The following is a 24,196-nucleotide window of genomic DNA, read 5'->3' as shown; positions in this document are numbered from 1 at the left end:
AGCATGCCCCTTCGGCGGTATCGTCGCGATCATGATGGGCCCGAACGATTGGATCGCCGCACTCGAACGCGACGGCGCGGCCGTCGCCGCAACACCCGCCGAGCGTCTCGGGGAGGATGTGCCGAGTTGCCCCGGCTGGACGATGCGCGATCTGATCGTGCACCTCGGCGCGGTGCACCGATGGGCTGCGACCTTCCTCGTGACCGGCCCGGACTCGACGGAGCGGTTCGCGCCGATCGAGGACGATGCGCCGCACGGCCCGGCCGTGACCGACTGGTACCGCGACCGGTTGACGGGCCTGGTGGACGAGCTCCGCCGGCACGACCCCGATGAGCCTGCCCGCTACTTCGCGGGCCGCACCACCGCGCGGTTCTGGATGCGACGCCAGGCCCACGAAACGGCGGTGCACCGATGGGACGGCGAGAATGCTTCGGCCGCGGCACATCCCGTCGATTCCCTGCTCGCCGCCGACGGCGTCGCGGAGTGGGCCGAGGTCTTCGCCCCGCGTTTCCTCTCCCGTGGACCGGGGCTGCCCGCCGAACTCGCCGGGCGCACCGTCCACCTGCACGGAACCGATCGCGACGATGCCGAATGGACCTTCACCCTGGCGCAGGACTCGCTCGCACTCGCGCACGGCCACGCGAAGGCCGATGTGGCGTTGCGCGGTGACGCCTCGGATCTGTATCTCGCGCTGTGGCGGCGCGTGCCCCTGGGCGCACTCGACATCCACGGCGACCGCGCAGTGGCCGAGGCCCTGCTCGATGCCGTGCGAATCACCTAGGCACTGAGGAACCTAACGAACGCGCAGCTCCCGGATCACTGCGTCGACCTTGCCCCGCGCCTCGGCGTTGGCCTTGTTCGACCCGCCGAGGAAGTACGACGTGGGCGTGGTGTCCAGAACGATGATGGTGAACCAGTCCGTCTCCGCGGACTTGTCCCCCTGTGGGGTGATGTTGACGTTGAGATCGAGGCGTGTGCCCGCGACCGGACCGAAGCGGACCGGGGTGGTGCGGCGATCGACCGTCTCCTTCGACGCGTCGTTCGTGATCGCCGGATTCGGGAAGCGGCACAGCGAGAAGGCGATCGCCATTCCCATCGTGTCGTGGCTGCCGGGCTCGACGCGCAGGCGGCCGACCTCGACGAGATTCATCACATTGCCGCCGGGGGAGTAGCGCGCGGAGGCAGTGGTTGCGGCGCCGCGCGAGAACCCCGTGCCGAGGTCCCACCCGGCGACGAGGGGTGCGGGGAAGGTGAGTGGTGCGGTGCCGAACAGGCCGCCCGCCGTCGACGGCGCGCCGACATCGGGCGACGACGCGCACCCCACGCTGTTCGGCTCCGCCTGTGCGACGGGCGGCGCGAGAACAGCCACCGCCGCGACGGAAGCGGCCGCCACGAGTAGTGTCCGGAGCTTCATGACATTCCCCCATTCGTGATGTTTGATACTGAATTCGGACGATAGCAGCGGCCCTTCCGGACAGCGCGCGAAACGGCTGAACTGAACCCGACGTGCGACGAGCCCGCCACTCGTAAGGTCGGGGAATGACCACTGCCCTCTGGTTCGACTCCATCGCCGCCGACGGTGCCCGCATCGCCGCTACCGACCCCGAGGGGCTCGGCCGGCCCGTGCCGAGTTGCCCGGGGTGGACGGTGCGTGACCTGGTGATCCACACGGGCGCCGCGAACCGATGGGCCACCATGTTCCTGCAGGCGGGTGCCGATTCCACGGATCGATTCGTGCCGGACGTCTCCGACGCACCCGACGGTGCCGCCGTGCTCGGCTGGTACGCGGGAGTGGTCGCGGCTCTGCTCGACGAGCTGCGCAGGCACGATCCCGACGAGCCGGCCCGGGCCTTCGTCGGGCGGACGAAGGCCGGGTTCTGGATGCGCCGCATGACGCAGGAGGTATCCGTGCATCGCTGGGATCTGCAGAACTCCCTGCCCGACGGGGCGGAGGCCATCGCTCCGGCGGTCGCCGCCGACGGCATCACCGAACTCACGCAGATGCAGATGCCGCTGATTCTCGGGAGGCAGGGGCTCGCGCCCGATCTGGCGGGCAGGGTGATCGCGATCGTGGCCACCGACACCGGCGACGAGTGGGTCGTGCGGCTGCGTGCGGACGGCGTCGATGTACTCGGCGGTGAGGACGCTCTCGCGCCCGCCGACCTCACTCTGCGCGGCACCGCCTCGGATCTGGAACTGGTGCTGTGGCGTCGATTGCCCCTCGACACGGTCGAGGTGCGTGGCGAGCGCGCCGTGATCGAAGGCCTGCTGGCGACCCTGGTGATCTGACCGGGGCAGTGGTGGGACGTGCCGCGACACGCCGAACAGGCTCGATGACACAACACCTTGCGTTGCCGGGAACTGTCAGACCCAAGGGGTAGTGTCATGCACGTTGAAATCCAGATCTGCGAAAACAGAGGTGTCATGTCTGAAACCGCCGCTCACAGCCCCGCCGACGGCGCACCCATCAAGCTCGTCAGCCGGGTGTCGGCGATCAACTGGAACCGGGTTCCGGACGAGAAGGACGCCGAGGTCTGGGATCGCCTGACGGGCAACTTCTGGCTGCCCGAGAAGGTGCCGGTCAGCAACGACATCCCCTCGTGGGGCACGCTCACCGACTACGAGAAGCAGCTCACCATGCGGGTCTTCACGGGCCTCACGCTGCTCGACACGATCCAGGGCACCGTCGGCGCCGTCAGCCTGATCCCCGACGCCACCACTCCGCACGAGGAGGCGGTGCTCACCAACATCGCGTTCATGGAGTCGGTGCACGCCAAGAGCTACAGCTCGATCTTCTCCACGCTGTGCAGCACGCGCGAGATCGACGACGCCTTCCGCTGGTCGGAGGAGAACGAGCAACTGCAGCGCAAGGCGCAGATCGTCATGGACTTCTACCGGGGCGACGATCCGCTCAAGCGCAAGGTGGCCTCCACCCTGCTCGAGTCCTTCCTGTTCTACAGCGGCTTCTACCTGCCGATGTACTGGAGCTCGCGCGCCAAGCTCACCAACACGGCCGACATGATCCGACTGATCATCCGCGACGAGGCCGTGCACGGTTACTACATCGGCTACAAGTACCAGCGCGGCCTGGAGACGCAGAGCCCGCAGCGCCGTGAGGAGCTCAAGGACTACACCTTCGAGCTGCTCATGGAGCTGTACTCCAACGAGGAGGACTACACCGAGTCGCTGTACGACGAGGTCGGTCTCTCGGAGGACGTCAAGAAGTTCCTGCGGTACAACGCCAACAAGGCCCTGATGAACCTGGGCTACGAGGCGCTGTTCCCCAAGGATGCCACCGACGTGAATCCGGCTATCCTGTCGGCTCTTTCGCCCAACGCCGACGAGAACCACGACTTCTTCTCCGGCTCCGGCTCGTCGTACGTGATCGGCAAGGCCGTCAACACCGAAGACGAGGACTGGGACTTCTGAGTCCTTTCGTAGCGAAGCAGCGGCTCACCATCGGTGTGCTGCTGCTTTACTTCGTCGTCGTCCCGCTGGCCGCATTCGTCGCGCTCGCCATGATCGGATCACCCGATTCCGAGATCCGTGGCCCGTTCTCCGCGCCGGTGATGGGGTGGATCGTTCTCGTCTTCTGCGCGGTGTGCTTCGTCTTCGTTCTGGCGACGTTGACCGTGCGCCGCACCGCGCTGATCGTCGATGAGCAGGGGATCCGTTCGCCCAGGAGTGGTTTCGCGTTCGCATGGTCAGGCGTGGAGGCCATCTACGTCGGCAGCTACCAGGGTGGACGATTCGGCCCCGCGATCCACGTGCTGGGGGTGAAGGGTGTGCCGGTGAAGCCCGGATTGCCCCGACTGCCGCTCGCCGGCCTGAACGCTGCCTCGATGGGGCTGCCGTCCACGGCCCGGCGCTACCGCGTGACCTGGCAGATCGGGACGCGCCCCAAGTTCGACGAGGCACTCCGAGCCATCCGCCGAGCATCGCCCGGCACGCCGATCTTCTAATGGCCACAGGACGCGGGGACGACAGTACGGTTTCTGCCCTGATTCGACGGCCGCCGGTCGCGATCGGAATCGCCGCATTCCTCACGTTCTGCTTCCTGGTCGCGCCACGGCAGATCGTCGGGACGGGCTTCGATGCGCGAGCGGGACGCGAGTTCCCGCCGTACATCGCCGGAGGCACCGCGGATCTCACGCCGGGCCTCCGAGCACTCGTGGACGACTGGTCGCGCTATCACCTCGTCAAGGCGGTCTTCGCGGGACTGCTCGTGGTGCTCGCACTGTACCTCGGACATCGTGCGCTGGCCCTCATCCCGGCCGTGCTCCTCATCGCCAACGTGCAGGGATCGCTCGCACCGCTGTCGTCGGCGTTCTCGCTGCTCGGCAGTCGCGTCTCCGAGTCCGACGGTCCGCTCGCGGAAGCCCTCGGCCTGATGCGGCGGCAGCTCACGGCAGGTGAGTGGTCGGCCCCAATCGATGCCCTCGTGAATGACTTCGCCTGGTACCACCTGGTATTGGTGATCATGGCCGGGGCGCTGACGATCCTGGTGCTCACCTTCGCGGTGCGCGATTGGCACCAGGATCGACGGGGCTGGGCGCTCGCGACGCTGGTCGTGGCAGTGGGGGCGGGGATCGTCGCCGCAGCCAATGTGTCCACGGCGCTGGAACCCGCCCGGGGCCTGCTCGATTTCCTCGGGGCGCCCTAATCCGTCCCGGGTACTGCGGTTTCGGAGACGACACGCCGGGGGCTCGCCGCCGAAACCCGAGGACTCTGGGGCGGCATTGAACGAGGAGGGATGCTAGCCGGCGGCGACCTCGTGCAGGCGTCCCGTGGCGACGTCGAAGACGAAGCCGCGGAGTGACGTGGTCGCCGGGATGAACCGACTGGACGAGATCCGCTTGATGGACTGCCGCACATCGGCTTCCAGATCGTCGAAGGCCTCGGCGGCCCAGGCGGGCTTGATGCCGGTATCGGCCAGGATGTCGGCCTTGAACTGATCATCGGTGAAGGTGAGCATCCCGCAGTCGGTGTGATGGATCAGGATGATCTCGGTGGTCCCCAGCAGTCTCTGGCTGATCGCCAGCGACCGGATCTGGTCCTCGGTGATCACGCCGCCCGCGTTGCGGATCACGTGCGCCTCACCTTCTTTCAGGCCGAGGGCGCGGTAGACGTCCAGTCGCGCGTCCATGCACGCGACGACGGCGACGTGCTTGGCCGGAGGTAGGGGAAGCGGCCCCGAGAAACTCGCGGCGTAGGCGGCGTTGTTCGCAAGCAGTTCGTCAGTGACGGTCATGCACTCATGCTCGGCTCCGCATGAGCCGCTGCCCACCGTTCCGATCGGGTTGATCGCAGCCGCCGCGCGTCAGTGGCCAGCAGTACCGGTCTGCGCCGCCCAGATCACGGAGCCGAGCTTCGGTGACCACCACCTCGTCGGCGGTCCGGCCGAACCGCGGGAAGTAGATCTCCACGGTCTCGAGCCAGTCCGGCGCGCCGGCGGAATCCGCTTCTGATGGACTTTGTTAGTGTTACGAATTGATTGCTGTCGGCGTCGACTCGAGGAAGCATAGGCGTGGTGAATGGGGAAGATCAGGCGGTTCGGGTTCCCGAGACCGGAGGACATGAGGACTCGCGGCGACGAGGCGGTGACCGTCGTCTAGCGTTGGCGGCGATCTGCCTGGGATTCTTCATGATTCTCCTGGATGGCAGCGCGCTGAATATCGCATTGCCCGCGATCCAGGCGGACACCGGCGGAACCATGGCCGCATTGCAGTGGCTCGTGAACATCTACACCATTCCGCTGGCGTCGCTGTTGTTGACGGCGGGGGTGCTCTCGGATCGGTTCGGTGCGCGGCGGGTGTTCCTCTGGTCGCTGCTCGGTTTCACGGTGGCGTCATTCGTGTGCGCGGTCAGCCCGAATCTCGTGGTGCTGCTCGGGGCGCGGTGCGTGCAGGGGATCTTCGCGGCGGGCGTGCTGCCCACCACCCTCGCCATTATCTCCAAGACCTACCCCGACGTCGCCGAGCGCGGCAAGGCGATCGCGCTCTGGGGCGCCACCGGCGGGCTGGCGATGGTGGTCGGACCGATCGGCGGAGGCCTGCTGACCGAGCTGTGGGGATGGCGGTCGATTTTCTTCATCAACGTTCCTGTCGGTGCGATCGCGGTATGGCTGACGGTGCGGCATGTGCAGGAGACGAACCGGCAGAGCGGAGAGAAGTTCGATATCGTCGGACAGATCCTGGCGTTCGCCGGACTCGTCCTGCTGGTCGGCGGCCTCATCGAGTCGGGCGAGCGAGGATGGTCCTCGCCAGTGACCTTGGGCATGCTCGCCGCCGCGGTCGTGCTGCTGGCGGCATTCGTGTTCACCGAGTCCCGCGTCGCGAACCCCTCCCTACCGCTGGGCATATTCCGGACCCACGCGTATACCGCCGCGGTGATTATCGGGTTCGCCTTCCAGTTCGGAGGCTACGGACTGCAGTTCATGTACGCGATCTTCGTGCAGGACGAGTGGGGCTACGACGCCGCGGGTGCGGGCTTGTTCTTCGTGCCGTTCGCCGTCATGTGGACCTTCGGTACGCTCGTGCTCAATCAGCTATGGTCCGGCCGAGGCATGCGGTGGCTACTGGTTACCGGCTCACTCATCGCGTGCGCCGGAGCCGTACTCTGCATGTTCGCCTCCGACCGGAGCACGTGGCCGGTGTTGCTGGGCGGAATGGCGCTGGTGGGCCTGGGGTGCGGACTGTTCGCTCCGAGTTGCGCCGGCGCGGCGATGGCGGCGGCCCCGAAGGAGTTCGCCGGCCTCGCATCCGGTGTGCTGAACACGTCCCGCCAGGTCGGAATGGCCATCGGCGTCTCCCTCCTCGGCGTGTGCCTGGTACTCGGGAATCCGGTGACCGGCGCGAGGATCGGCGTCCTGCTCACCCTGGTCGGCTTCGCCCTGATCGCCGCTCTTTCGGTGCGCTTCGTGCCCCGTCCCTCCTGACCTCCATCCGACGTGGACGATGACGCCGCCCGCGGCACGCGGTCATCCCTACTGGTCGGAGCAGGCGAAAGCGCAGCGTGGCGTCGGGGCCGGGTGCGGCGAGGGGGCGCTGTCGATATGCGTCGGACAGCAGCAGTGCCGGGGCTCGGTGGTAGCTGTGCTCGACGGGGTTCTCCGGCAGCTTCAGCTGCGGTCACGGAGGAGTTCGGATGTGTTCCCGAAGGAACCGACCGACGTGAACCCGGCGATCCTGTCTGCACTCTCTCGCCCAATGCCGACGAGAACCGGTTCGGGATCGTCATACGTGATCGGCAAAGCCGTCAACACCGAGGACGAGGACTCGGACTTCTGATCGCAGCCGCTGGCCCGCGTCCCCGGACTCAGTCGGGGAGATCGTCGCGGTCGGCCCACTCGACGAGGGTGTCGAGTGAGAACGCCTGGTCGTCGATCTCACTGTGCAGGTCACCCAGCTCGGCGAAGCGCGCCGGGAGGGTGCGGATCGTGAAGTCGTCGGGGTGCACATCGGGCACCTCGTCCCACGTGATCGGGGCGGAGGCGGTGGCGATCGGGGTGCCGCGCAGCGAGTACGCGCACGCGATGGTGTGATCGCGGGCGTTCTGGTTGAAGTCCACGAACACCGCCGCGGGATCGCGTTCCTTGCGCCACCAGGCCGTCGTCACATCGTCCGGAGCGCGGCGTTCCACCTCCTGCGCGAACGCCAGCGCGGCACGGCGCACCTGCGAGAACGTCCACAAAGGCGAGATCCGCACGTACACATGCAGGCCCGAGCCGCCGGAGGTCTTGGGAAAGCCGCGGATGCCCAGCTCATCGAGCACCTCGTGGACGACGCCGGCCACGCGCTGCACCCGCTCCCACGGGCAGTCCGGCATCGGGTCCAGATCGATCCGCCATTCGTCCGGGCAGTCCAGATCGTTGCGCCGGCAGTTCCACGGATGGAACTCCACGGTGGACATCTGCGCCGCCCAGATCACGGACCCGAGCTCGGTGACCACCACCTCGTCGGCGGTCCGGCCGAACCGCGGGAAGTAGATCTCCACTGTCTCGAGCCAGTCCGGCGCACCCGCGGGAATTCGCTTCTGATGGACCTTCGGCCCGTCGACGCCCTTCGGATACCGGTGCAGCATCGTCGGACGATCACGCAGCGCGCGAACGATTCCCGGGCCCACGGCCTCGTAGTACCGCACCACGTCGAGCTTCGTCGCCCCGATCTGCGGGTAGTACACCCGATCCGGGCTGGAGATCCGCACGGTGCGATCACCGACGGTCACGTCCACCGGTTCGCCGTGCTCGGAGCGGGAAGCCACGGCCCGAAGACTACGCGCCCAAGAAGCGGCCCAGGGTGCGCTTGCGCTTGCCCGCCGGGCGGCCCTTGACGACCCCGCTCATCACGTCTTCCGCGAACTTCTCCACCGTCTCCTGCGAGTCGGTCTTGTTCGTACCGATGAAACCGTTGGGACCGCGCTTGATCCAGCCCGTCACGTACACGCCGGGCAGCGGCGCACCGTCGTCCCCGAGCACCCGGCCGGCCTCGTTCGGCAGCACCGCGCGGCGCTCGTCGAAGGGCAATCCCTCGACCGGCACACCGCGGTAGCCCACGGAGGTGAACACCATGCCGACGGGCAACTCGATCGCCTCGCCGGTCTCGGTGTGCTTGGCGTGCAGCACCAGGCCGTCGCCCGTGTCCTCGATCGACTCGGGCGTGGTGAGGAACCGGAACCGGATGCGGCGCGGCGCATCCGACTGGGTCTCCATCGACTCCAGCAGCTGCAGCTTGTGCGAGACCAGCTCCGAATCACTCCCCGCGACCAGGGTCTCGGCGACATCCGGATCCGGGTGCACGATCACGGTGCGCTCGTCCGCGAGGCCCAGCGCCTCGGGCAGCGTGAAGGCGGCGTGCTCGGGGCCGCGACGGGCCACGATCACCACCTCCTCGACCTTCGAGTTCTTCAGTGCGGCCAGCGCCGCGGGGGAGATGGTGGTGCCCTCCAACTCCTCCGGCTCGGCGGTGAGGATGCGGGCGGCGTCCAACGCCACGTTGCCGTTGCCGATGATCACGATGCGGTCGTGCGACAGGTCCACGTCGTCGCCGCGATGCTCGGGGTGGCCGTTGTACCAGGCCACGAAGTCGGTGGCGCTGCGCACGTTCGGCAGGTCCTCGCCCTCGATGCCCAGCTTCTTATCGGTGCTCGCCCCGACCGCCACGATGATCGCGTCGTGCCGGCGGCGCAGCTCCTCCAGGGAGACGTACTCGCGCGCGCCGTTCGCGGCGCTCCCGGCGCCGGGCCGGCCCACCTCGGTGTTCAGGTGGATCGTGAAGTTGGGATCGGCCGCGACCTTGTCGAACAGGCCGGAGACCTTGCGGGTGCGGGTGTGATCCGGAGCCACGCCGAACCGGGCCAGGCCGTAGGGCGTCGACAGCTTCTCGTAGACGTCGACGGTGACGCCCTCCCAGCGCAGCAGCTCATCGGCCGCGTACATCGCGGCCGGGCCGCTGCCGATCACGCCCACGCTGACGACGGTGCCATCGGGGATGGGGAGCTGCTTCGGGGGCACGGTGTGCGCCATCGGAGGCCGGCTGCGCTCCTGCGGGTTCGGCCCGCTGAGCGACGAGTTCGCCGGATCCGCCGCGGCCAACGAGCGGTTGATCTCGATGTAGACCTTGTGTTCCTCGGGAAGGCGGTGCGCGGGTCCGATCGCGTCCACCGGGCACGCCGTCACGCAGGCGCCGCAATCCACGCACGTCGTCGGGTCGACGTACAGCATCTCGGCCGTCGCGAAGCCCGGCTCATCGGGCGTCGGATGGATGCAGTTCACCGGGCACGCGAAGGTGCACGCCGCATCGCTACAGCAGGACTGGGTGATCACGTGGGGCATGGTTCGCCTCTCCGGTTTTCTCCGGTCATACGGGTCCGGCTCGGCGGATGACCGCCGAGCCGGATTGTTGGGGCTGAGTCGGGCTACTGAGCAGCGTAGGACGGCTCGCTACGGAAACGCGAGGACCGACCGTTGATGCCCAACACGCGCCACAGCACACGCGAGACCGGATTCATCAGGCCCGTGCGGTCCGCGAGCATCCGAACGTCGCCGAAGACCTCCCGCTTGAGGTTCTTCGACTCGGGCGAACGCCAGAAGATGTCCTTCTTCACCGAGCGCGGGATGTCGAAGGTGTCCCAGAACTGCCTCGGCGGCACCATGATGGCGCCGAGCAGGATGCGCATCACCAGCGGCAGCGCCAGCGAGAGTAGGAAGCGGGGGATGGGGCCGCGGGTGGGGATCTTGTGCTCGAGCAGCTGGTGTGCGAAGCCGATGTGCCGGGCCTCCTCGGCCACGTGGATCTGCATCACCGAGGTCATCACCGGGTGCTGCGTATCCGCGGAGCGCAGGAACTGCTTCTGCAGGTGGTCGATCGGCTCCTCGCCGGCGAGCACGCCCATGTAGAAGATGTTCGGGAAGGTGGTGGCCGCCAGCGGGATGATGGGCGAGAGGCGGCGGAACCACCACGCGCCACCGGGGACGTCCATGCCCACGCGGTTGACGAACTCCTGGAACATCAGCGTGTGCTGGCACTCCTCCTTCGCCTCGTGCGTGGCGTACCGGAACTCGGGCGAGTTGTTCGGCTGCACGGCGGTGTACTGCATGATTCCGCGGATCAGGATCGACTCGAACTGGAGGCCGACCTTGGCGACATTGGCCTGGCGCCACATGCCGATCTCGATCTGCTTCTCCAGCGGCTGCGCCTGGTACCAGGGGTGCCGGCCGATCGGATCGAAGCGCGGGTTGCACACCCAGCGCGGATCGTTCGGGGTGATCGCCAGCTCGGGATCGTCCCAATCGATGTCGACGTACGGGTCGAAGTTGCGCCGTACCGACGCCTCCGACAGGTCGTTGAGCGTCTGCTCGTACTCGGTCTGACCCGGGAACGAGCGGCCACGCATACGGGCCATGTGGGTAACTCGCGGCATGTTCAGCAGAGCCATGATCGGTCCTTTCCGATACACGCGGGCGGCCGTTGACCTGCGCTTCCCTTCGATTCCTGTGGGAAATACCACAAGAGTTTCTGCAGGTAGAAGCCGTGCGTGAGATTGAACTGCCCTCAGGCTATCACTTGCGACAAGCATGAATGAAGGGTCTTGCGCGCCGAATCCGTGAACAGGTGTACACCGAGCGTCGGGCCAGGGGTTTTAGCGCACTCGTGTGAGGCGCGTCACGGTGAAAGTGTGACGAGTCGCGGCGTCAGGACGACGCTTTGATGGTGTTCGTGACGTCGTGCACCACGATCCCGGCGGCCACCGGGCCGCCGGCCGAGAACCAGGACGAGTCCTCGACGAGCAGCTGCCGCTTCGCGGTCACCGCGCGCAGGTCCTTCCAGCTCGACGAGGTCATCGCCGACATACCGAAGTCGCGTCCCTGCTCGCCCTGGTAGCCCACGTAGATGAGGTCGCCCTCGGCGGCCGAGTAGTCACCGTCGCGCATGAGGACGGGTTCGGCCTTGCGCTGCGGTTCGGGCCGCGCGACCTGGAGCTCCGCCAGGACCTGCGCCGCCAGCGGCGCCGTCCCCTCGGCGAGAGCCCGCTTGTCGGCCGTGAACCGCACCAGCGAGACCACGTTGTGGATGCCGTCGACCTTCGGCACGGCCTCGGCCACGTCCTTCTGATAGCGGTCCAGCACGCCCCGCGCCTCCGCGGGCAGGCGCACCGCGTCCGCGAGCGCGAGGAAGCTGCGCCGCCAATCGGCGCCGGGGGAGGGCACGATCACCGGGCGGCCCGCCCGACGGTTCGCGTCCGCCGAGCGATCGGTGCCGACCACGAGATCGGCCTGCGCGCCGTCACCCAGCTGCGGGACCTTCGCCAGGGCGCCGCCCAGGTACGACGGGACCGCGCCGCCGACCGCCTTCACGCGGTTTTGCAGGCCGAGGGCGCACAGCCCGTCCAGGAGGTCGGGGTCGGTGACCACGATCGTGGCCGGGGCCGCGGTGCCCGCCAGCGGCGCCGCGCACGCCTGGTCGGGCTTGCGGTCGAGGCCGATGATGTTGGCCGAAGCGAGCCGGGTGGTGGTCGTCGCGATCGACGCGAAGGGCTGCTGGATCGGCTCGTTGCCGCCGCACGCGGTCAGTCCGGCCACCGCGACCGCCGCGATCGCGACCATCCGCATCGAACTACTCGCCCTGCTCACGGCACCGTCCTCACCTGTCGTCCCGAATCAGCGCCACGCTAGCAGGAGCAGGCAGGTTCCCCCGTCCCGCGACGCGAGTACGACGCAGAGTAGGACCGCGGGGACAAGTGCGGGGGCGAGGGGCTACGCTTACCCACGAAGCGTGGCGTCCGCCGTGAGCGAACGTCCCGCGATAGACCTGAATGAAGAGGCTTCAGGCCGGTACCGACAGCCGCGGTGCCGACCGGCCCAGGGCAGGAGGATTTGTGACCGCGCAAGCGCATCGTCCGGCAGTCGAGGTGACCGCCGAGCGTCCGTATCCGCAGCGGACCGGGCCCAAGGGGTCGTTCATCTACAAGCTGGTGACGACGACCGATCACAAGACGCTGGGCATCATGTACATCGTCACGTGCTTCGCGTTCTTCCTCATCGGTGGCCTCATGGCCCTGCTGATGCGCGCCGAGCTCGCCGCGCCCGGCCTGCAGTTCCTCTCCACCGAGCAGTTCAACCAGCTGTTCACCATGCACGGCACCGTGATGCTGCTGCTGTACGCGACGCCGATCGTGATCGGCTTCGCCAACTTCGTGCTGCCGCTGCAGATCGGCGCGCCCGACGTGGCCTTCCCGCGTCTCAACGCGTTCGGCTACTGGCTGTTCGTGTTCGGCGCGATCATGGTGATCTCCGGCTTCATCACCCCGGGTGGCGCCGCCGACTTCGGCTGGACCGCGTACACCCCGCTGACCGATGCGCTGCACTCGCCCGGCCCCGGTGCCGACCTGTGGATCATGGGCCTCGCCGTCGGTGGTCTCGGCACCATCCTCGGCGCCGTCAACATGGTGACCACCGTGGTCTGCATGCGCGCCCCCGGCATGACGATGTTCCGCATGCCGATCTTCACCTGGAACATCCTGGTGACCTCGATCCTGATCCTGCTGGCCTTCCCGCTGCTCACCGCGGCGCTGATGGGCCTGGAGGCCGACCGCCAGTTCGGTGCGCACATCTACGACCCCGCCAACGGCGGCGTCATCCTGTGGCAGCACCTGTTCTGGTTCTTCGGTCACCCCGAGGTGTACATCATCGCGCTGCCCTTCTTCGGCATCGTCTCGGAGATCTTCCCGGTGTTCAGCCGCAAGCCGATCTTCGGCTACAGCGGCCTGGTGCTGGCCACCCTCGCGATCGCCGCCCTGTCCGTGGCCGTGTGGGCCCACCACATGTACGCCACCGGCGCCGTGCTCCTGCCCTTCTTCAGCTTCATGACCTTCCTCATCGCCGTGCCAACGGGCGTGAAATTCTTCAACTGGATTTTCACGATGTGGAAGGGGCAGATAACGTTCGAATCGCCGATGCTCTTCTCGATCGGCTTCGTCGTGACCTTCCTCTTCGGTGGTCTGACCGGTGTGCTGCTGGCCTCGCCGCCGCTCGACTTCGCGGTGTCCGACACCTACTTCGTGGTGGCGCACTTCCACTACGTGCTCTTCGGCACCATCGTTTTCGCGACCTACGCCGGTATCTACTTCTGGTTCCCGAAGATGACGGGCCGCCTGCTGGACGAGGGCCTCGGCCGCTGGCACTTCTGGCTCACCTTCATCGGCTTCCACATGACCTTCCTGGTGCAGCACTGGCTGGGCGCCGAGGGCATGCCGCGCCGCTACGCCGACTACCTGGCCAGCGACGGTTTCACCACGCTGAACCAGATCTCGACGGTGGGCGCGTTCATCCTGGGCGCCTCGACGCTGCCCTTCGTGTGGAACGTCTTCAAGAGCTACCGCTACGGCGAGGTCGTCACGGTCGACGACCCGTGGGGCTTCGGCAATAGCCTCGAGTGGGCCACCAGCTGCCCGCCGCCGCGGCACAACTTCACCGAGCTGCCCCGGATCCGTTCGGAGCGCCCGGCGTTCGAGCTGCACTACCCGCACATGATCGAGCGGATGCGCTCCGAGGCCCACATGGGCCCCGGCCACTCGTCCGAGGTCGACACCGAGCGTGTCAGCAGCGGCAAGGGCGACATCTAGCCCCACGCACTCGACGAACGGCGTCTCCCGCGAGGGAGGCGCCGTTCGTCGTTTCCGCGGACGCCACCCACGTGTCACCCGGTGCCGCTAGCGTCCGCATCGTGCGCATGCAGAAGCTTCTCGCCGTCCTCGCCGTCACGTCCCTGGTCGCCGCCTGCGGCTCCGGTTCCGACGGTGCCGCCGGCGCACCGTCGTCGTCCGCGAGCGCGCGCAGCGACGGCACGGTGCGGATCGCGACTTTCAACGCCAGCCTGAACCGCACCAAGCCCGGCGAGCTGCGCAGCGACCTGAGCACCCCGGGCAATCGACAGGCCCAGGTGATCGCCGAGATCATCCAGCGCACCAACCCCGACGTGCTGTTGATCAACGAGTTCGACTACTACGCCGACAACGCCGCGGCCGACCTGTTCCGCATCAACTATCTGCAGGTGGCGCAGAACGGGCAGCGCGCCGTCGAGTACCCGTACGCCTGGTCGCCCCCGGTCAACACCGGCGTACCGTCAGGCCGCGACCTGAACGGCGACGGCCGGACCGACGGGCCCGACGACGCCTACGGCTTCGGCCAGTTCCCCGGACAGTACGGCCTGCTGGTGCTCTCGAAGTTCCCCATCGACACCCCGTCGATCCGCACCTTCCAGAATTTCCTGTGGAAGGACCAGCCCGGCAACAAGCTGCCCCGCGACTACTACGGTGGCAACGCCGACATCCTGCGGCTGTCCTCCAAGACGCACGCCGACGTGCCGATCACCGTTGACGGGAAGACGATCCACCTGTGGGTCTCGCACCCCACGCCACCGTCTTTCGACGGTCCCGAGGACCGCAACGGCCGCCGCAACTTCGACGAGATCCGGCTGTCCGCCGACTACCTCGCCGGCGGCGACCGCGCCTCCTACCTCTACGACGACAAGGGGCAGCGCGGCGGCCTCCCGGCGGGCGAGTCCTTCGTGCTGCTGGGTGATCAGAACAGCGACCCCGACGACGGCGATTCGGTGCCCGGTGCGATCGCGCAGGTACTGAGCCTCACCCAGGACCCCCGGCCCACCTCCGAGGGCGCGGAGAAGGCCGGGGAGGGCTCGAACCACCGGACCCCGTCGCGGTACGACACCGCCGACTTCAGCAAGCCCACGCCCGGCAACCTGCGCGTGGACTACGTGCTCCCGTCGAAGGACCTCACGGTGGCCGGGACCGGCGTCTTCTGGCCCGCACCCGGACAGCCCGCCGCCGAGCTGATGCCGCCCAAGACGAGCTCCGATCACCGGCTCGTATGGCTGGACCTGAAGACCTCGTGAGCGTCGTCCTCGACGGCGCCGTCTACGCTTCTCGCGTGCACGATTCCACGGCTCCCACGATCCTCATCACCGTGACCGGCGGCGACAAGCCCGGCGTGAGCTCCGTCCTGTTCGGGGTCCTGGCCCGCAACGCGGTCAGCATCCTGGACGTGGAGCAGACGGTGATCCGCGGCCGGCTGACCCTGGGCGTCCTGGCGTCCGTCGACGGCGACCCCGAGCACGTGCAGGAACTGGTCGAGCAGTCCATGGCCACCGTCGGCATGGACGTGGCGGTCGAGATCTCCGGCGAGCAGCCCCCGCGCCCGCGGGTGGCGACCCACGCCGTGGTGCTGCTCGGCGCGCCGATCACCGCCCGGGCCCTGTCCGCGGTGGCCTCGACGCTGGCCGCGGGCAATGTGAACATCGAGTCCATCTCCGGCATCGCGGACTACCCGGTGACGGCGCTGGAGCTGCTGGTCACGGTTCCCGACGAGGCGACCGGCGATACCCGTCTGCGTGCCGATCTCGCCGCGGTCTCGAAGGAGCAGGGCGTCGACATCGCCATCTCGCGCGCGGGTATCGCGCGCCGCTCGAAGCGGCTGATCTGCTTCGACGTCGATTCCACGCTGGTGCAGGGCGAGGTGATCGAGATGCTCGCGGCCCGCGCCGGCAAGGAGGCCGAGGTGGCCGCCGTGACCGAGGCGGCGATGCGCGGTGAACTCGATTTCGAGCAGTCGCTGCACGCCCGAGTGAAGGCCCTGGAGGGTTTGCCGGCCTCGGTGATCGATGAGGTGGCGGCTGAACTGCAGCTCACCCCCGGTGCCCGCACCACCATCCGGACCCTCAAGCGGCTCGGCTACCGCTGCGGCGTGGTCTCCGGCGGCTTCACCGCGGTGATCGAGCCGCTCGCCGCGGAACTCGAACTCGACTTCGTGCGCGCGAACACGCTGGAGATCGTGGACGGGGTGCTCACCGGCCGCGTGATCGGCGAGGTCGTCGACCGCCCCGGCAAGGCGCGCGCGCTCGGTGAGTTCGCCGCGGCCTTCGGCGTGCCGGTCGACCAGACCGTCGCGGTGGGCGACGGCGCCAACGACATCGACATGCTGGCCGCCGCCGGACTGGGCGTGGCCTTCAACGCCAAGCCCGCGCTCCGCGAGGTGGCCGACACCGCGCTCTCGCACCCGTACCTGGATGCGGTGCTGTTCGTGCTCGGCGTGACCCGCGACGAGATCGAGGCGGCCGACGCCGTCGACGGCCACGTGCGGCGCGTCCCCCTGGCCTAGCGGCAGGGCCCGCCGGCCCGTCAGGCCTCCTGGAAGACCAGCACCGTCGGGCCGGTGAGCGTGACCTCGGCGCGTGCCCCGAACCGGGACTCGCCGGACGGTTCGCCGGTCGGCTGGGTGCTGTCCACGACCAGTTCCCAGCCGTGCGCGCACGATGCGGGCGCGCCGAGCGTGACCGTGGTGGTCTCGTCGCCGGAGTGCCACACGATGAGCGCGTCCTTGTCGGGGATCGCGCGGTCATGGCTGGGGGAGCGGACATCGGAGCCGTCCACCCAGGCCTGCAGCGTGCGCACGTCGGGCGACTGCCAGGCGTCACCGGACATCTGCGCACCGTCGGCCCCGAACCACGCGAGGTCGGGTTCGCCGCTGCGCGTGAGCCTTCCATCGAAGAACTCGTGCTGCCGCAGCACCGGCGTGGCCCGGCGGACCGCCGCCGCCCGCGTCACGAAGGCGGTCAGATCGGTATCGGCGGAGTCCCAGTCCAGCGCGTAGGCATCGGCCGCGGCGGCGTCCTCGGGCACGCAGTAGGCGTTGTTGTTGCCGTACTGGGTGTGCCCCATCTCGTCGCCGCCGAGCAGCATGGGGGTGCCCGTGGACAGCAGCAGCGTGGCCAGCAGGGCGCGCACGTGCCGGGCCCGCGCAGCGAGGATCAGCGGATCGGTGGTGCCGCCCTCGAAGCCGTGGTTCACCGAGTGGTTGTTGTCGGTGCCGTCGCGGTCGTTCTCGCCGTTCGCCTCGTTGTGCTTGCGCTCGTAGGAGACCAGATCGCGGGCGGTGAAACCGTCGTGGGCGGTGACGAAGTTGATCGACGAGAAGGGCGTGCGGCCGGGCGCCCCGAACAGATCCTGGCTGCCGGACACCCGCGACGCGAGATCGCCCACGGTGGCACCGCCGGCGAAGAAGGCGCGCACCGTGTCCCGGTAGCGGTCGTTCCACTCCGCCCACACCGGCGGGAAGCCGCCCACCCGGTAGCCCTCGCCGGTGGCGTCCCAGGGCTCGGCGATCAGCTTGCGCGTGGCCAGCACCGGATCGGCGGCGATCGCCGACAGCAGCGGCGCGCGGTGATCGAACGGGATCGCCGGACCCTGCGGCCCCGTCGCCGTGCGGCCCCGGCCCAGCACGCTGGCGAGATCGAACCGGAAACCGTCCACGCCCAACGACTCCGACCAGTACCGGAGGCTGTCGAGCACCATCCGCAGCGCGGGCGGGGAGGCGCAGTCCACGGTGTTGCCGCAGCCGGTGTAGTCGAGGTCCTCGCCGCTGTCCAGCAGGTAGTACCCGGGGGCGTCGAGCCCGCGCCAGGACAGCGACGGGCCGTCGGCCGAGGACTCGGCCGTGTGGTTGTAGACCACGTCCAGCAGCACCTCGAGGCCGGCCGCGTGCACCGCGGTGACCATGGCCGCGAACTCCTCGACCTCCCGGCCCGGTTCGGCGGCGAACCGCGGATCCGGGGCGAAGTAGGCGCCCGTCGAGTAACCCCAGTGGTTGCGCATGCCCCGTGCCCGGACGCCGGGCTCGGTGAGGCAGGCCTGGACCGGCAGCAGCTCGAGGGCGGTCACGCCGATCCGCCGGAGGTGATCGAGCACCGCGGGCTGGGCGAGGCCGAGGTAGGTGCCGCGCAACTCCTCGGGGACGCCCGGGTGCCGTGCGGTGTACGAGCCCACGTGCACCTCGCAGATCACGGTCCGGTCCCAGGGCACGCGCGGTCCGGCCTCGGGCGGCGTCGGGGTGCCCGTGACCACGGAGCGCGGGATGTCGGGCAGCGAGTCGACCTTCGACGGTGCGCCGTCCGCATCGTGGGGGAGCAGCGCCGCGGCGTCACCGAGCGGGCCGCTGATCCGGCGGGCGTACGGATCGATGAGCGCCTTGTGCTCGTTGAATCGCCGTCCGTGTTCGGGCTCCCACGGTCCGGCCGCGCGCAGGCAGTACTGCGCGCCCTCGCCGATGCCGGCGACGAAACCGTGGTGGATGCCCGCGGTCTGCGCGGGGAGGCGCAGGCGCTGTTCGGCACCGTCGTCGTCGATCAGGCAGACCCAGACGTCGGTGGCGTCGGGTGCGTGGACGGCGAAGTTCACGCCGCCGGGCTGCGGGGTGGCGCCCAGCGGGGTGTGCGCGCCGGGGGACGGGTGTTGGTCGGTGGACACGGCACCATCCTGCCCGTCCGGGGCGGCGGCCGTGGGGCAGGATGGAGATGTGTCCGACCCCACCGCATTCGCCGCCACCGCCGCAGACTCCGTTCCCGATCAGGACCTGCTGATCGACTTCACCGATGTCTCGCTCACGCGGGACGGCCGCACGCTGGTGGGGCCGATCGACTGGCGCGTCGAACTCGACGAGCGCTGGGTGGTGATCGGGCCCAACGGCGCCGGCAAGACCTCCCTGATGCGGCTCGCGTCGGCGCAGGTCTTCCCGACCGCGGGCACCGCGCACATCCTCGGCGAGGTGCTGGGCAAGACGGTGGTGCAGGACCTCACCGCCCGGATCGGCGTGTGCTCGGCCGCGCTCGCGCAGCGCGTCCCCGACGACGAGCTGGTGACCGACCTCGTGGTCTCCGCCGGGTACGCCGTCCTCGGACGCTGGCGGGAGAAGTACGACGAGGTCGACATCGGCCGCGCCGTCGACGTCCTGGAATCGATGGGCGCCGAGCACCTGGCGAACCGGCGGTTCGGGACGCTGTCCGAGGGGGAGCGCAAGCGGGTGCTCATCGCCCGCGCGCTGATGACCGACCCCGAACTCATGCTGCTCGACGAGCCGGCCGCCGGACTCGACCTCGGTGGCCGTGAGGAGCTGGTGGCCCGGCTCGACACGCTCGCGCACGATCCCGACGCCCCGGCCACCGTGCTGGTGACGCACCACGTGGAGGAGATCCCGCCGGGCTTCACACACGCACTGTTGCTCAAGGAGGGCGGCGTGGTGGCGCAGGGACTGCTGGAGGATGTGCTCACGGCGGAGGTGCTCTCGGAGACCTTCAGTCAGCGCATCCTGTTGGACGAGGTGGACGGCCGGTACTTCGCGCGCCGGGCCTCGCGTCCCGGTCGGCGGAGGCTGCAGGCATGAGCGGCAACGGGGCCGGCCATCGGCGCGATCTTCCCGATGTGCCGATCCGGCCGGCGGCCACCGTCGTGCTGCTGCGCACCGCACCGTCGGGCCTGGAGGTCTTCCTGCAGCGCCGCGCCAGCGGGATGGAGTTCGCGCCGGACGTGACCGTGTTCCCCGGCGGCGGTATCGAACCCGGTGACGACGGCGACCTCACGGTGACCGCGGCGCGCGAGACGCAGGAGGAGTGCGGTGTGCGTCTCGACCCGGACGCCTTGGTGCCGCTGTCGCGGTGGGTCACACCGCCCGGCCGGCCCCGCCGGTACGACACGATGTTCTACCTCGCGGCCCTGCCCGCGGGGCAGGAGGCGGACTGTCGCACCACCGAGGCGGTCTCGGCCGGCTGGTCGAGCCCGCGCGCCGCGATCGAGGCGTGGTCGGCGGGCGAGCACAAGCTGATGGCGCCCACCTATTCGCAGCTGTTCCAGTTGCTGCCCTTCGATACCGCGGAGGACGCGCTCGGGTGGGCGGCGGAGGGCGCTGACCTGACCCCCGTCGAGATGATCAAGGGACGCCCGGACGACCGCAGGTTCCCGGGCTGGGCCGAGTACGCGGCTGGCTCCACCCACTATTGAGCGGCACGGTAACGTCCGGTACATGACTGAATTCGTGACCCTGGACACCAGCGACGAGCACCCCGGCATCGGCACCATCCGGCTCAACCGGCCGCCGATGAACGCGATCAACTCGCAGGTGCAGGACGAGCTCATCGCGCTCGCCGCCGAGGTCAACAAGCGCGACGACATCAAGGCCGTCGTGGTGTACGGCGGCCCCAAGGTGTTCGCCGCCGGCGCCGACATCAAGGAGATGCAGGCGATGGGCTACACCGATATGAGCGAGGCCATCGCCCGCCTGCAGGGCGGCCTCTCGGCGATCGCGTCGATCACCAAGCCCACCGTCGCGGCCATCACCGGCTACGCGCTCGGCGGCGGCCTGGAGGTGGCGCTCGGCGCCGATCGCCGCATCGTGGGCGACAACGCGAAGGTGGGTGTCCCGGAGATCCTGCTCGGCGTGATCCCGGGCGGCGGCGGCACCCAGCGCCTGGCGCGCCTGGTGGGCCCCGCGAAGGCCAAGGACATGGTCTTCACCGGCCGCTTCGTGGACGCGGAGGAGGCGCTGCAGATCGGCCTGGTCGATCAGGTGGTGGCGCCCGATGACGTCTACAACGCCGCCCTGACCTGGGCGAAGCAGTTCACCGGGGCCGCCTCGCAGGCGCTGCGCGCCGCCAAGCAGGCCATCGATCAGGGCCTGGACACCGATCTGAACACCGGCCTGGCCATCGAGCGGCACCTGTTCGCCGGCCTGTTCGCCACGGAGGACCGCACCATCGGCATGACCTCCTTCGTCGAGAACGGGCCGGGTAAGGCGAAGTTCGTCGGTAAGTAGCGGGGGAGGACCGCCCGGCGGAACGGTTTGGGCCGTACCTGACCGGGCGGTAACCTTGCCTGGAAATTCTTCGAAAGGCTCGTATGACCGACCAGCAGCCGGCCCCGAACCCGCACGCCACGGCGGACGAGGTTCAAGCCGCATTCTCCGATACGAAGCTCGCCCAGGTGCTGTACCACGACTGGGAGGCCGAGACCTACGACGAGAAGTGGCACATCAGCTTCGACGAGCGGTGCATCGACTACGCCCGTGAGCGCTTCGAGGCGGCCACCGGCGGGGAGAACGAGAAGCCCTACGGCCGCGCCCTGGAGCTGGGCTGCGGCACCGGCTTCTTCCTGCTCAACCTGATGTCGGCGGGAGTGGCCGAGACCGGTTCGGTGACCGACCTCTCGCCCGGCATGGTGAAGGTGGCGCTCCGCAACGGCGAGGCCCTGGGGCACCAGGTGGACGGCCGCGTGGCCGACGCCGAGACCATCCCGTACGAGGACGACACCTTCGACCTCGTGGTGGGCCACGCGGTGCTGCACCACATCCCCGATGTGGAGCAGTCGCTGCGCGAGGTGCTGCGCGTGCTCAAGCCCGGCGGCCGGTTCGTCTTCGCAGGCGAGCCCACCACCATCGGCGATTTCTACGCACGCTGGCTGGGACGCCTCACCTGGGCGGCCACCACCAACCTCACGAAGCTGCCCTTCCTCGCCGATTGGCGCCGCCCGCAGGCCGAGCTCGACGAGTCCTCGCGCGCCGCGGCGCTCGAGGCCGTGGTCGATATCCACACCTTCGACCCGGACGAGATGGAGGCCATGGCGGCCCGCGCCGGCGCAGTGAACGTGGAGGCCACCACCGACGAGTTCACCGCCGCCTTCCTGGGCTGGCCGGTGCGCACCTTCGAGGCGGCCGTGCCGCCGGAGAAGCTGGGCTTCGGCTGGGCCGGGTTCGCCTTCGGCGGCTGGAAGAAGCTGTCGGCGTTGGATGAGAACGTGCTGCGCCGCGTGGTGCCGCGCAAGTTCTTCTACAACCTGGCGATCACGGGTACCAAGCCCGAGTAGGTGGACAGGGCGGGCCTCGACTTCCTGCGCACGCCGGACGGTGCCGCAGCGCTCGCGGCGGCGGACCGTCTGGCCCTGTCGGATGCCTCGCTGATCGGGGATGTGGCCACGGTCCGCGGTATCGCGGGCGAGCACGCCCCGGCGGTGATCGAGCAGGTCCGCGCGCGCCGCCGCGCCGCGGCCAAGCTCGGCGATGTGGCGGGCTGGCTGCTCACCGATGAGGCGGTGCAGCAGGCCACGCCGTCGGCGGTGGCCGAGCATCGCGCGCGCCGCTTGGCGTGGCTGTCGGTGCACGATGTCACGTGCTCGATCGGCACCGAGCTGCACGCGCTGGTGCAGGTGTGCCCGCGGGTGGTGGGCAGTGATCTCGACCCGTTGCGGGCACGGATGGCGCAGCACAACGTGCCGCGCGCCCTGGTCTTCGTGGCCGATGCGCTCACCCCGTCTTCGACCGCCGATGTGGTGATCGCCGATCCGGCACGGCGCGCGGGCGGCCGGCGGATCGTGGATCCGGAGCAGATGTCGCCTGCGCTCTCGGAGCTGCGCGCGGCGTACGCGGGCCGGTCACTGGCGGTGAAGACGGCTCCCGGGATCGACTACGAGGGTTTGCGCCGCAAGGGTTTCGACGGCGAGGTGGAGATCGTCTCGCTCGACGGCGGTGTCCGCGAGGCCTGCCTGTGGTCGGGTCCGGTCGCGGTCCCCGGGCTCACCCGTGCGACGGTGCTGCGCGGTTCCGGCGGCTTCGAGGTCTTCTCCAACGATCCGCACGATGTGGATCCGGGGGAGCCCGGGCGGTTCCTCATCGAGCCCGACGGTGCGGTGATCCGGGCCGGCCTGGTGCGGCACTACGCGGCCAAACACGATCTGTGGCAGATCGATCCGCACATCGCCTATCTCACCGGCGATGCGGTGCCAGACGGTGAGCGGGGCTTCGAGATCCTCGACCGGCTCAAGTTCACCGAGAAATCGCTGCGCGCCGAGCTGCGGGCGCGCGATGTGGGCGCCGTCGAGATCCTCACCCGCGGAGCGGGAGTCGATCCCGATGTGCTGCGCAAGAAGCTCAAACTCGAGGGATCGCAGTCGATCACGGTGGTGATCACGCGGATCGGCCGCGAGGTGGTCGCGTTCCTGACCCGGCCGACGCGTTAGAGCACGCGGAGCTGCGGGAAGGCGAGCATATCGTCGAAGATGTTCATCGCCACCGGATCCACTGTGACGGTCGCCGCGTCGCCGGTGAACAGCTCCAGGACCTTCTTCTCGAGCGCCTGGGACTCGTCATTCTCGTCGGCGGCCTGCTCGACCAGCCGATAGCCCAGGGTCGAGTGAAAGGTGTACGTGTCGAAGCCCTTCGTCGACATCTGCAGCAGGTCCTGCATGCGGCGCCGGAAGTCGCGCAGAGCGGTCTCGGTGGCGGCGTCGACGCTCGCGAGTTTGAGGCCGAAGCCCTTGGAGAGCGGCTGGACGAGGCCGTCCACGCGCATCGTGATCGGCCGCGGCGCAGTGATGTTCGCGCGGGAGACCGCGTCGAGAACCGCGAGGTGCGCCGCCTGCATGTCTTTTCCGGCGAGCCATGCGGGCCAGTCGGGCGTACCCAGCTGGCTCTGGTTGACGCCCTCGAACACCGTCATGTGCATGCTGTTGTGCGGTAGCAGCGCGAAGTGGTCGCGGAAGCGGGATTCGCGGACGAGGCGCTGCGCCTGGTTCTCGGCGCGGAAGAAGGCGGAGTTCTGCGGGATCGGGCTGACGAAGGTGTTGCCCGTGAACCGCTGGGCATTGCCCTCGATGTCCCATTTCTTGCCGGGACCGGCGGCCAGCGGGGTGCGCCCGTCCACGGGGTACGGGGCCTCCGAGGCGGCGGAGGGGGTCGGTTCCTTGCCGCTGCCGCAGCCGGCGAGGGTCGCTCCGGCGCCGGCGACGAGGAGCCCCGCGAGCGCTGTTCGTCGGTCGATTCCAGGCGTATGGGTCCGCATGCGATCGCACACTACGACCTTTCGAT

22 protein-coding genes and 2 pseudogenes are annotated in these 24,196 nt (G+C 69.0%); 15 read left to right on the top strand and 9 right to left on the bottom strand.

The genetic code is table 11. The features are described 5' to 3' along the window. The first annotated feature begins 31 nt into the window (after nt 1–31). Nucleotides 32–781 (top strand): maleylpyruvate isomerase family mycothiol-dependent enzyme, encoded by a 750-nt coding sequence (locus tag ABD108_RS01840; protein WP_343929077.1) that lies wholly within the window; start codon nt 32–34, stop codon nt 779–781. Nucleotides 782–793: 12 nt separating this feature from the next. Here ABD108_RS01840 and ABD108_RS01835 read toward each other — a convergent pair whose 3' ends face one another. Further along, entirely contained in the window at nt 794–1,414 is a 621-nt protein-coding gene (locus ABD108_RS01835; RefSeq protein ID WP_305111852.1) for a hypothetical protein, read from the bottom strand. Nucleotides 1,415–1,539: 125 nt separating this feature from the next. Between ABD108_RS01835 and ABD108_RS01830 the strand changes: the two genes are divergently transcribed. The 4 genes from ABD108_RS01830 (at nt 1,540) to ABD108_RS01815 (ending at nt 4,663) form a co-directional block, all read left to right on the top strand. Beyond that, complete coding sequence (locus tag ABD108_RS01830) at nt 1,540–2,289, top strand: maleylpyruvate isomerase N-terminal domain-containing protein (protein WP_343929076.1); 750 nt, start codon at nt 1,540–1,542, stop codon at nt 2,287–2,289. A gap of 135 nt (nt 2,290–2,424) precedes the next feature. Next, on the top strand, nt 2,425–3,429 hold the full coding sequence (gene nrdF / locus ABD108_RS01825; RefSeq protein ID WP_220656108.1) for a class 1b ribonucleoside-diphosphate reductase subunit beta: 1,005 nt from the start codon (nt 2,425–2,427) through the stop codon (nt 3,427–3,429). Nucleotides 3,430–3,464: 35 nt separating this feature from the next. Further along, a complete protein-coding gene (locus tag ABD108_RS01820; protein ID WP_343929075.1) occupies nt 3,465–3,962 on the top strand; it encodes a hypothetical protein in 498 nt (165 codons plus the stop codon). Further along, complete coding sequence (locus tag ABD108_RS01815; RefSeq protein ID WP_343929074.1) at nt 3,962–4,663, top strand: hypothetical protein; 702 nt, start codon at nt 3,962–3,964, stop codon at nt 4,661–4,663. Before ABD108_RS01820 ends, ABD108_RS01815 begins: the two co-directional genes overlap by 1 nt. Nucleotides 4,664–4,756: 93 nt before the next feature. On the opposite strand, the gene ABD108_RS01810 is transcribed toward ABD108_RS01815, so the two are convergent. Next, a complete protein-coding gene (locus ABD108_RS01810; protein ID WP_220656105.1) occupies nt 4,757–5,251 on the bottom strand; it encodes a beta-class carbonic anhydrase in 495 nt (164 codons plus the stop codon). An 81-nt stretch (nt 5,252–5,332) separates the two neighbouring features. Continuing rightward, a pseudogene (locus ABD108_RS01805) lies at nt 5,333–5,479 on the bottom strand (ATP-dependent DNA ligase); the annotation flags it as partial. 138 nt (nt 5,480–5,617) lie between these two features. Between ABD108_RS01805 and ABD108_RS01800 the strand changes: the two are divergent. Both ABD108_RS01800 and ABD108_RS01795 read left to right on the top strand, forming a co-directional pair. Next, nucleotides 5,618–6,937 (top strand): MFS transporter, encoded by a 1,320-nt coding sequence (locus tag ABD108_RS01800; RefSeq protein WP_343929073.1) that lies wholly within the window; start codon nt 5,618–5,620, stop codon nt 6,935–6,937. Nucleotides 6,938–7,148: 211 nt separating this feature from the next. Further along, nucleotides 7,149–7,289, top strand: a pseudogene (locus ABD108_RS01795) (class 1b ribonucleoside-diphosphate reductase subunit beta); the annotation flags it as partial. Between the two features lie 28 nt (nt 7,290–7,317). On the opposite strand, the gene ligD reads toward ABD108_RS01795, so the two are convergent. From ligD to ABD108_RS01775, 4 genes are all read right to left on the bottom strand, one after another. Next, nucleotides 7,318–8,262 carry a non-homologous end-joining DNA ligase gene (ligD, locus tag ABD108_RS01790; RefSeq protein ID WP_343929072.1) on the bottom strand — a complete coding sequence of 315 codons (945 nt, stop codon included), beginning with the start codon at nt 8,260–8,262 and terminating at the stop codon, nt 7,318–7,320. A gap of 10 nt (nt 8,263–8,272) precedes the next feature. Continuing rightward, complete coding sequence (locus tag ABD108_RS01785) at nt 8,273–9,832, bottom strand: FAD-dependent oxidoreductase (RefSeq protein ID WP_343929071.1); 1,560 nt, start codon at nt 9,830–9,832, stop codon at nt 8,273–8,275. Between the two features lie 83 nt (nt 9,833–9,915). Further along, nucleotides 9,916–10,920: an AurF N-oxygenase family protein gene (locus ABD108_RS01780; RefSeq protein WP_255585714.1), complete on the bottom strand. Its 1,005-nt coding sequence runs from the start codon at nt 10,918–10,920 to the stop codon at nt 9,916–9,918. 271 nt (nt 10,921–11,191) lie between these two features. Continuing rightward, nucleotides 11,192–12,130 carry a TroA family protein gene (locus tag ABD108_RS01775; RefSeq protein WP_343929070.1) on the bottom strand — a complete coding sequence of 313 codons (939 nt, stop codon included), beginning with the start codon at nt 12,128–12,130 and terminating at the stop codon, nt 11,192–11,194. A 245-nt stretch (nt 12,131–12,375) separates the two neighbouring features. On the opposite strand from ABD108_RS01775, the gene ctaD reads away from it, so the two are divergent. The 3 genes from ctaD to serB all read left to right on the top strand — a co-directional run bounded on the left by ctaD (nt 12,376) and on the right by serB (nt 16,672). After that, on the top strand, nt 12,376–14,121 hold the full coding sequence (gene ctaD / locus ABD108_RS01770) for an aa3-type cytochrome oxidase subunit I (protein ID WP_255585474.1): 1,746 nt from the start codon (nt 12,376–12,378) through the stop codon (nt 14,119–14,121). 107 nt (nt 14,122–14,228) lie between these two features. After that, nucleotides 14,229–15,410 carry an endonuclease/exonuclease/phosphatase family protein gene (locus ABD108_RS01765; protein ID WP_343929685.1) on the top strand — a complete coding sequence of 394 codons (1,182 nt, stop codon included), beginning with the start codon at nt 14,229–14,231 and terminating at the stop codon, nt 15,408–15,410. Continuing rightward, entirely contained in the window at nt 15,386–16,672 is a 1,287-nt protein-coding gene (gene serB / locus ABD108_RS01760) for a phosphoserine phosphatase SerB (RefSeq protein ID WP_374758676.1), read from the top strand. The genes ABD108_RS01765 and serB overlap by 25 nt, the downstream gene beginning before the upstream one ends. Before the next feature lie 20 nt (nt 16,673–16,692). Here the strand turns inward: serB and glgX are convergent, their stop codons facing one another. After that, nucleotides 16,693–18,816: a glycogen debranching protein GlgX gene (gene glgX, locus ABD108_RS01755; RefSeq protein WP_343929069.1), complete on the bottom strand. Its 2,124-nt coding sequence runs from the start codon at nt 18,814–18,816 to the stop codon at nt 16,693–16,695. 49 nt (nt 18,817–18,865) lie between these two features. On the opposite strand from glgX, the gene ABD108_RS01750 reads away from it, so the two are divergent. The 5 genes from ABD108_RS01750 to ABD108_RS01730 all read left to right on the top strand — a co-directional run bounded on the left by ABD108_RS01750 (nt 18,866) and on the right by ABD108_RS01730 (nt 23,349). After that, nucleotides 18,866–19,729 (top strand): ABC transporter ATP-binding protein, encoded by an 864-nt coding sequence (locus ABD108_RS01750; RefSeq protein WP_220656097.1) that lies wholly within the window; start codon nt 18,866–18,868, stop codon nt 19,727–19,729. Next, nucleotides 19,726–20,343 (top strand): NUDIX hydrolase, encoded by a 618-nt coding sequence (locus ABD108_RS01745; protein ID WP_343929068.1) that lies wholly within the window; start codon nt 19,726–19,728, stop codon nt 20,341–20,343. The genes ABD108_RS01750 and ABD108_RS01745 overlap by 4 nt, the downstream gene beginning before the upstream one ends. Before the next feature lie 22 nt (nt 20,344–20,365). Beyond that, nucleotides 20,366–21,154, top strand: a complete 789-nt coding sequence (locus ABD108_RS01740; protein ID WP_220656095.1) for an enoyl-CoA hydratase/isomerase family protein — start codon at nt 20,366–20,368, stop codon at nt 21,152–21,154. An 83-nt stretch (nt 21,155–21,237) separates the two neighbouring features. Continuing rightward, the gene (locus ABD108_RS01735; protein ID WP_220656094.1) at nt 21,238–22,200 is read left to right on the top strand and encodes a class I SAM-dependent methyltransferase; all 963 of its coding nucleotides are present in this window, start codon (nt 21,238–21,240) and stop codon (nt 22,198–22,200) included. Next, the gene (locus tag ABD108_RS01730) at nt 22,201–23,349 is read left to right on the top strand and encodes a class I SAM-dependent methyltransferase (RefSeq protein ID WP_220656093.1); all 1,149 of its coding nucleotides are present in this window, start codon (nt 22,201–22,203) and stop codon (nt 23,347–23,349) included. Here the strand turns inward: ABD108_RS01730 and ABD108_RS01725 are convergent. Then, nucleotides 23,346–24,170, bottom strand: a complete 825-nt coding sequence (locus ABD108_RS01725; RefSeq protein ID WP_305111835.1) for a DUF1868 domain-containing protein — start codon at nt 24,168–24,170, stop codon at nt 23,346–23,348. The genes ABD108_RS01730 and ABD108_RS01725 overlap by 4 nt on opposite strands. Nucleotides 24,171–24,196 lie beyond the last annotated feature (26 nt).

This window comes from Tsukamurella strandjordii (assembly GCF_039525985.1).
GTDB classification, from domain to species: Bacteria; Actinomycetota; Actinomycetes; order Mycobacteriales; family Mycobacteriaceae; genus Tsukamurella; species Tsukamurella strandjordii.
The sequence above is the reverse complement of the archived record's forward strand: the minus strand, read 5'-3'. Positions and strand labels throughout refer to the sequence as shown.

Bases quoted from the DNA above. Each gene is read 5' to 3' on its own strand.
- ABD108_RS01840 (WP_343929077.1), top strand. From the start codon at position 32: ATGATGGGCCCGAACGATTGGATCGCCGCACTCGAACGCGACGGCGCG.
- ABD108_RS01835 (WP_305111852.1), bottom strand. From the start codon at position 1,414: ATGAAGCTCCGGACACTACTCGTGGCGGCCGCTTCCGTCGCGGCGGTG.
- ABD108_RS01830 (WP_343929076.1), top strand. From the start codon at position 1,540: ATGACCACTGCCCTCTGGTTCGACTCCATCGCCGCCGACGGTGCCCGC.
- nrdF (WP_220656108.1), top strand. From the start codon at position 2,425: ATGTCTGAAACCGCCGCTCACAGCCCCGCCGACGGCGCACCCATCAAG.
- ABD108_RS01815 (WP_343929074.1), top strand. From the start codon at position 3,962: ATGGCCACAGGACGCGGGGACGACAGTACGGTTTCTGCCCTGATTCGA.
- ABD108_RS01810 (WP_220656105.1), bottom strand. From the start codon at position 5,251: ATGACCGTCACTGACGAACTGCTTGCGAACAACGCCGCCTACGCCGCG.
- ABD108_RS01785 (WP_343929071.1), bottom strand. From the start codon at position 9,832: ATGCCCCACGTGATCACCCAGTCCTGCTGTAGCGATGCGGCGTGCACC.
- ABD108_RS01780 (WP_255585714.1), bottom strand. From the start codon at position 10,920: ATGCCGCGAGTTACCCACATGGCCCGTATGCGTGGCCGCTCGTTCCCG.
- ABD108_RS01765 (WP_343929685.1), top strand. From the start codon at position 14,229: ATGCAGAAGCTTCTCGCCGTCCTCGCCGTCACGTCCCTGGTCGCCGCC.
- serB (WP_374758676.1), top strand. From the start codon at position 15,386: ATGGCTGGACCTGAAGACCTCGTGAGCGTCGTCCTCGACGGCGCCGTC.
- ABD108_RS01745 (WP_343929068.1), top strand. From the start codon at position 19,726: ATGAGCGGCAACGGGGCCGGCCATCGGCGCGATCTTCCCGATGTGCCG.
- ABD108_RS01740 (WP_220656095.1), top strand. From the start codon at position 20,366: ATGACTGAATTCGTGACCCTGGACACCAGCGACGAGCACCCCGGCATC.
- ABD108_RS01735 (WP_220656094.1), top strand. From the start codon at position 21,238: ATGACCGACCAGCAGCCGGCCCCGAACCCGCACGCCACGGCGGACGAG.
- ABD108_RS01725 (WP_305111835.1), bottom strand. From the start codon at position 24,170: ATGCGGACCCATACGCCTGGAATCGACCGACGAACAGCGCTCGCGGGG.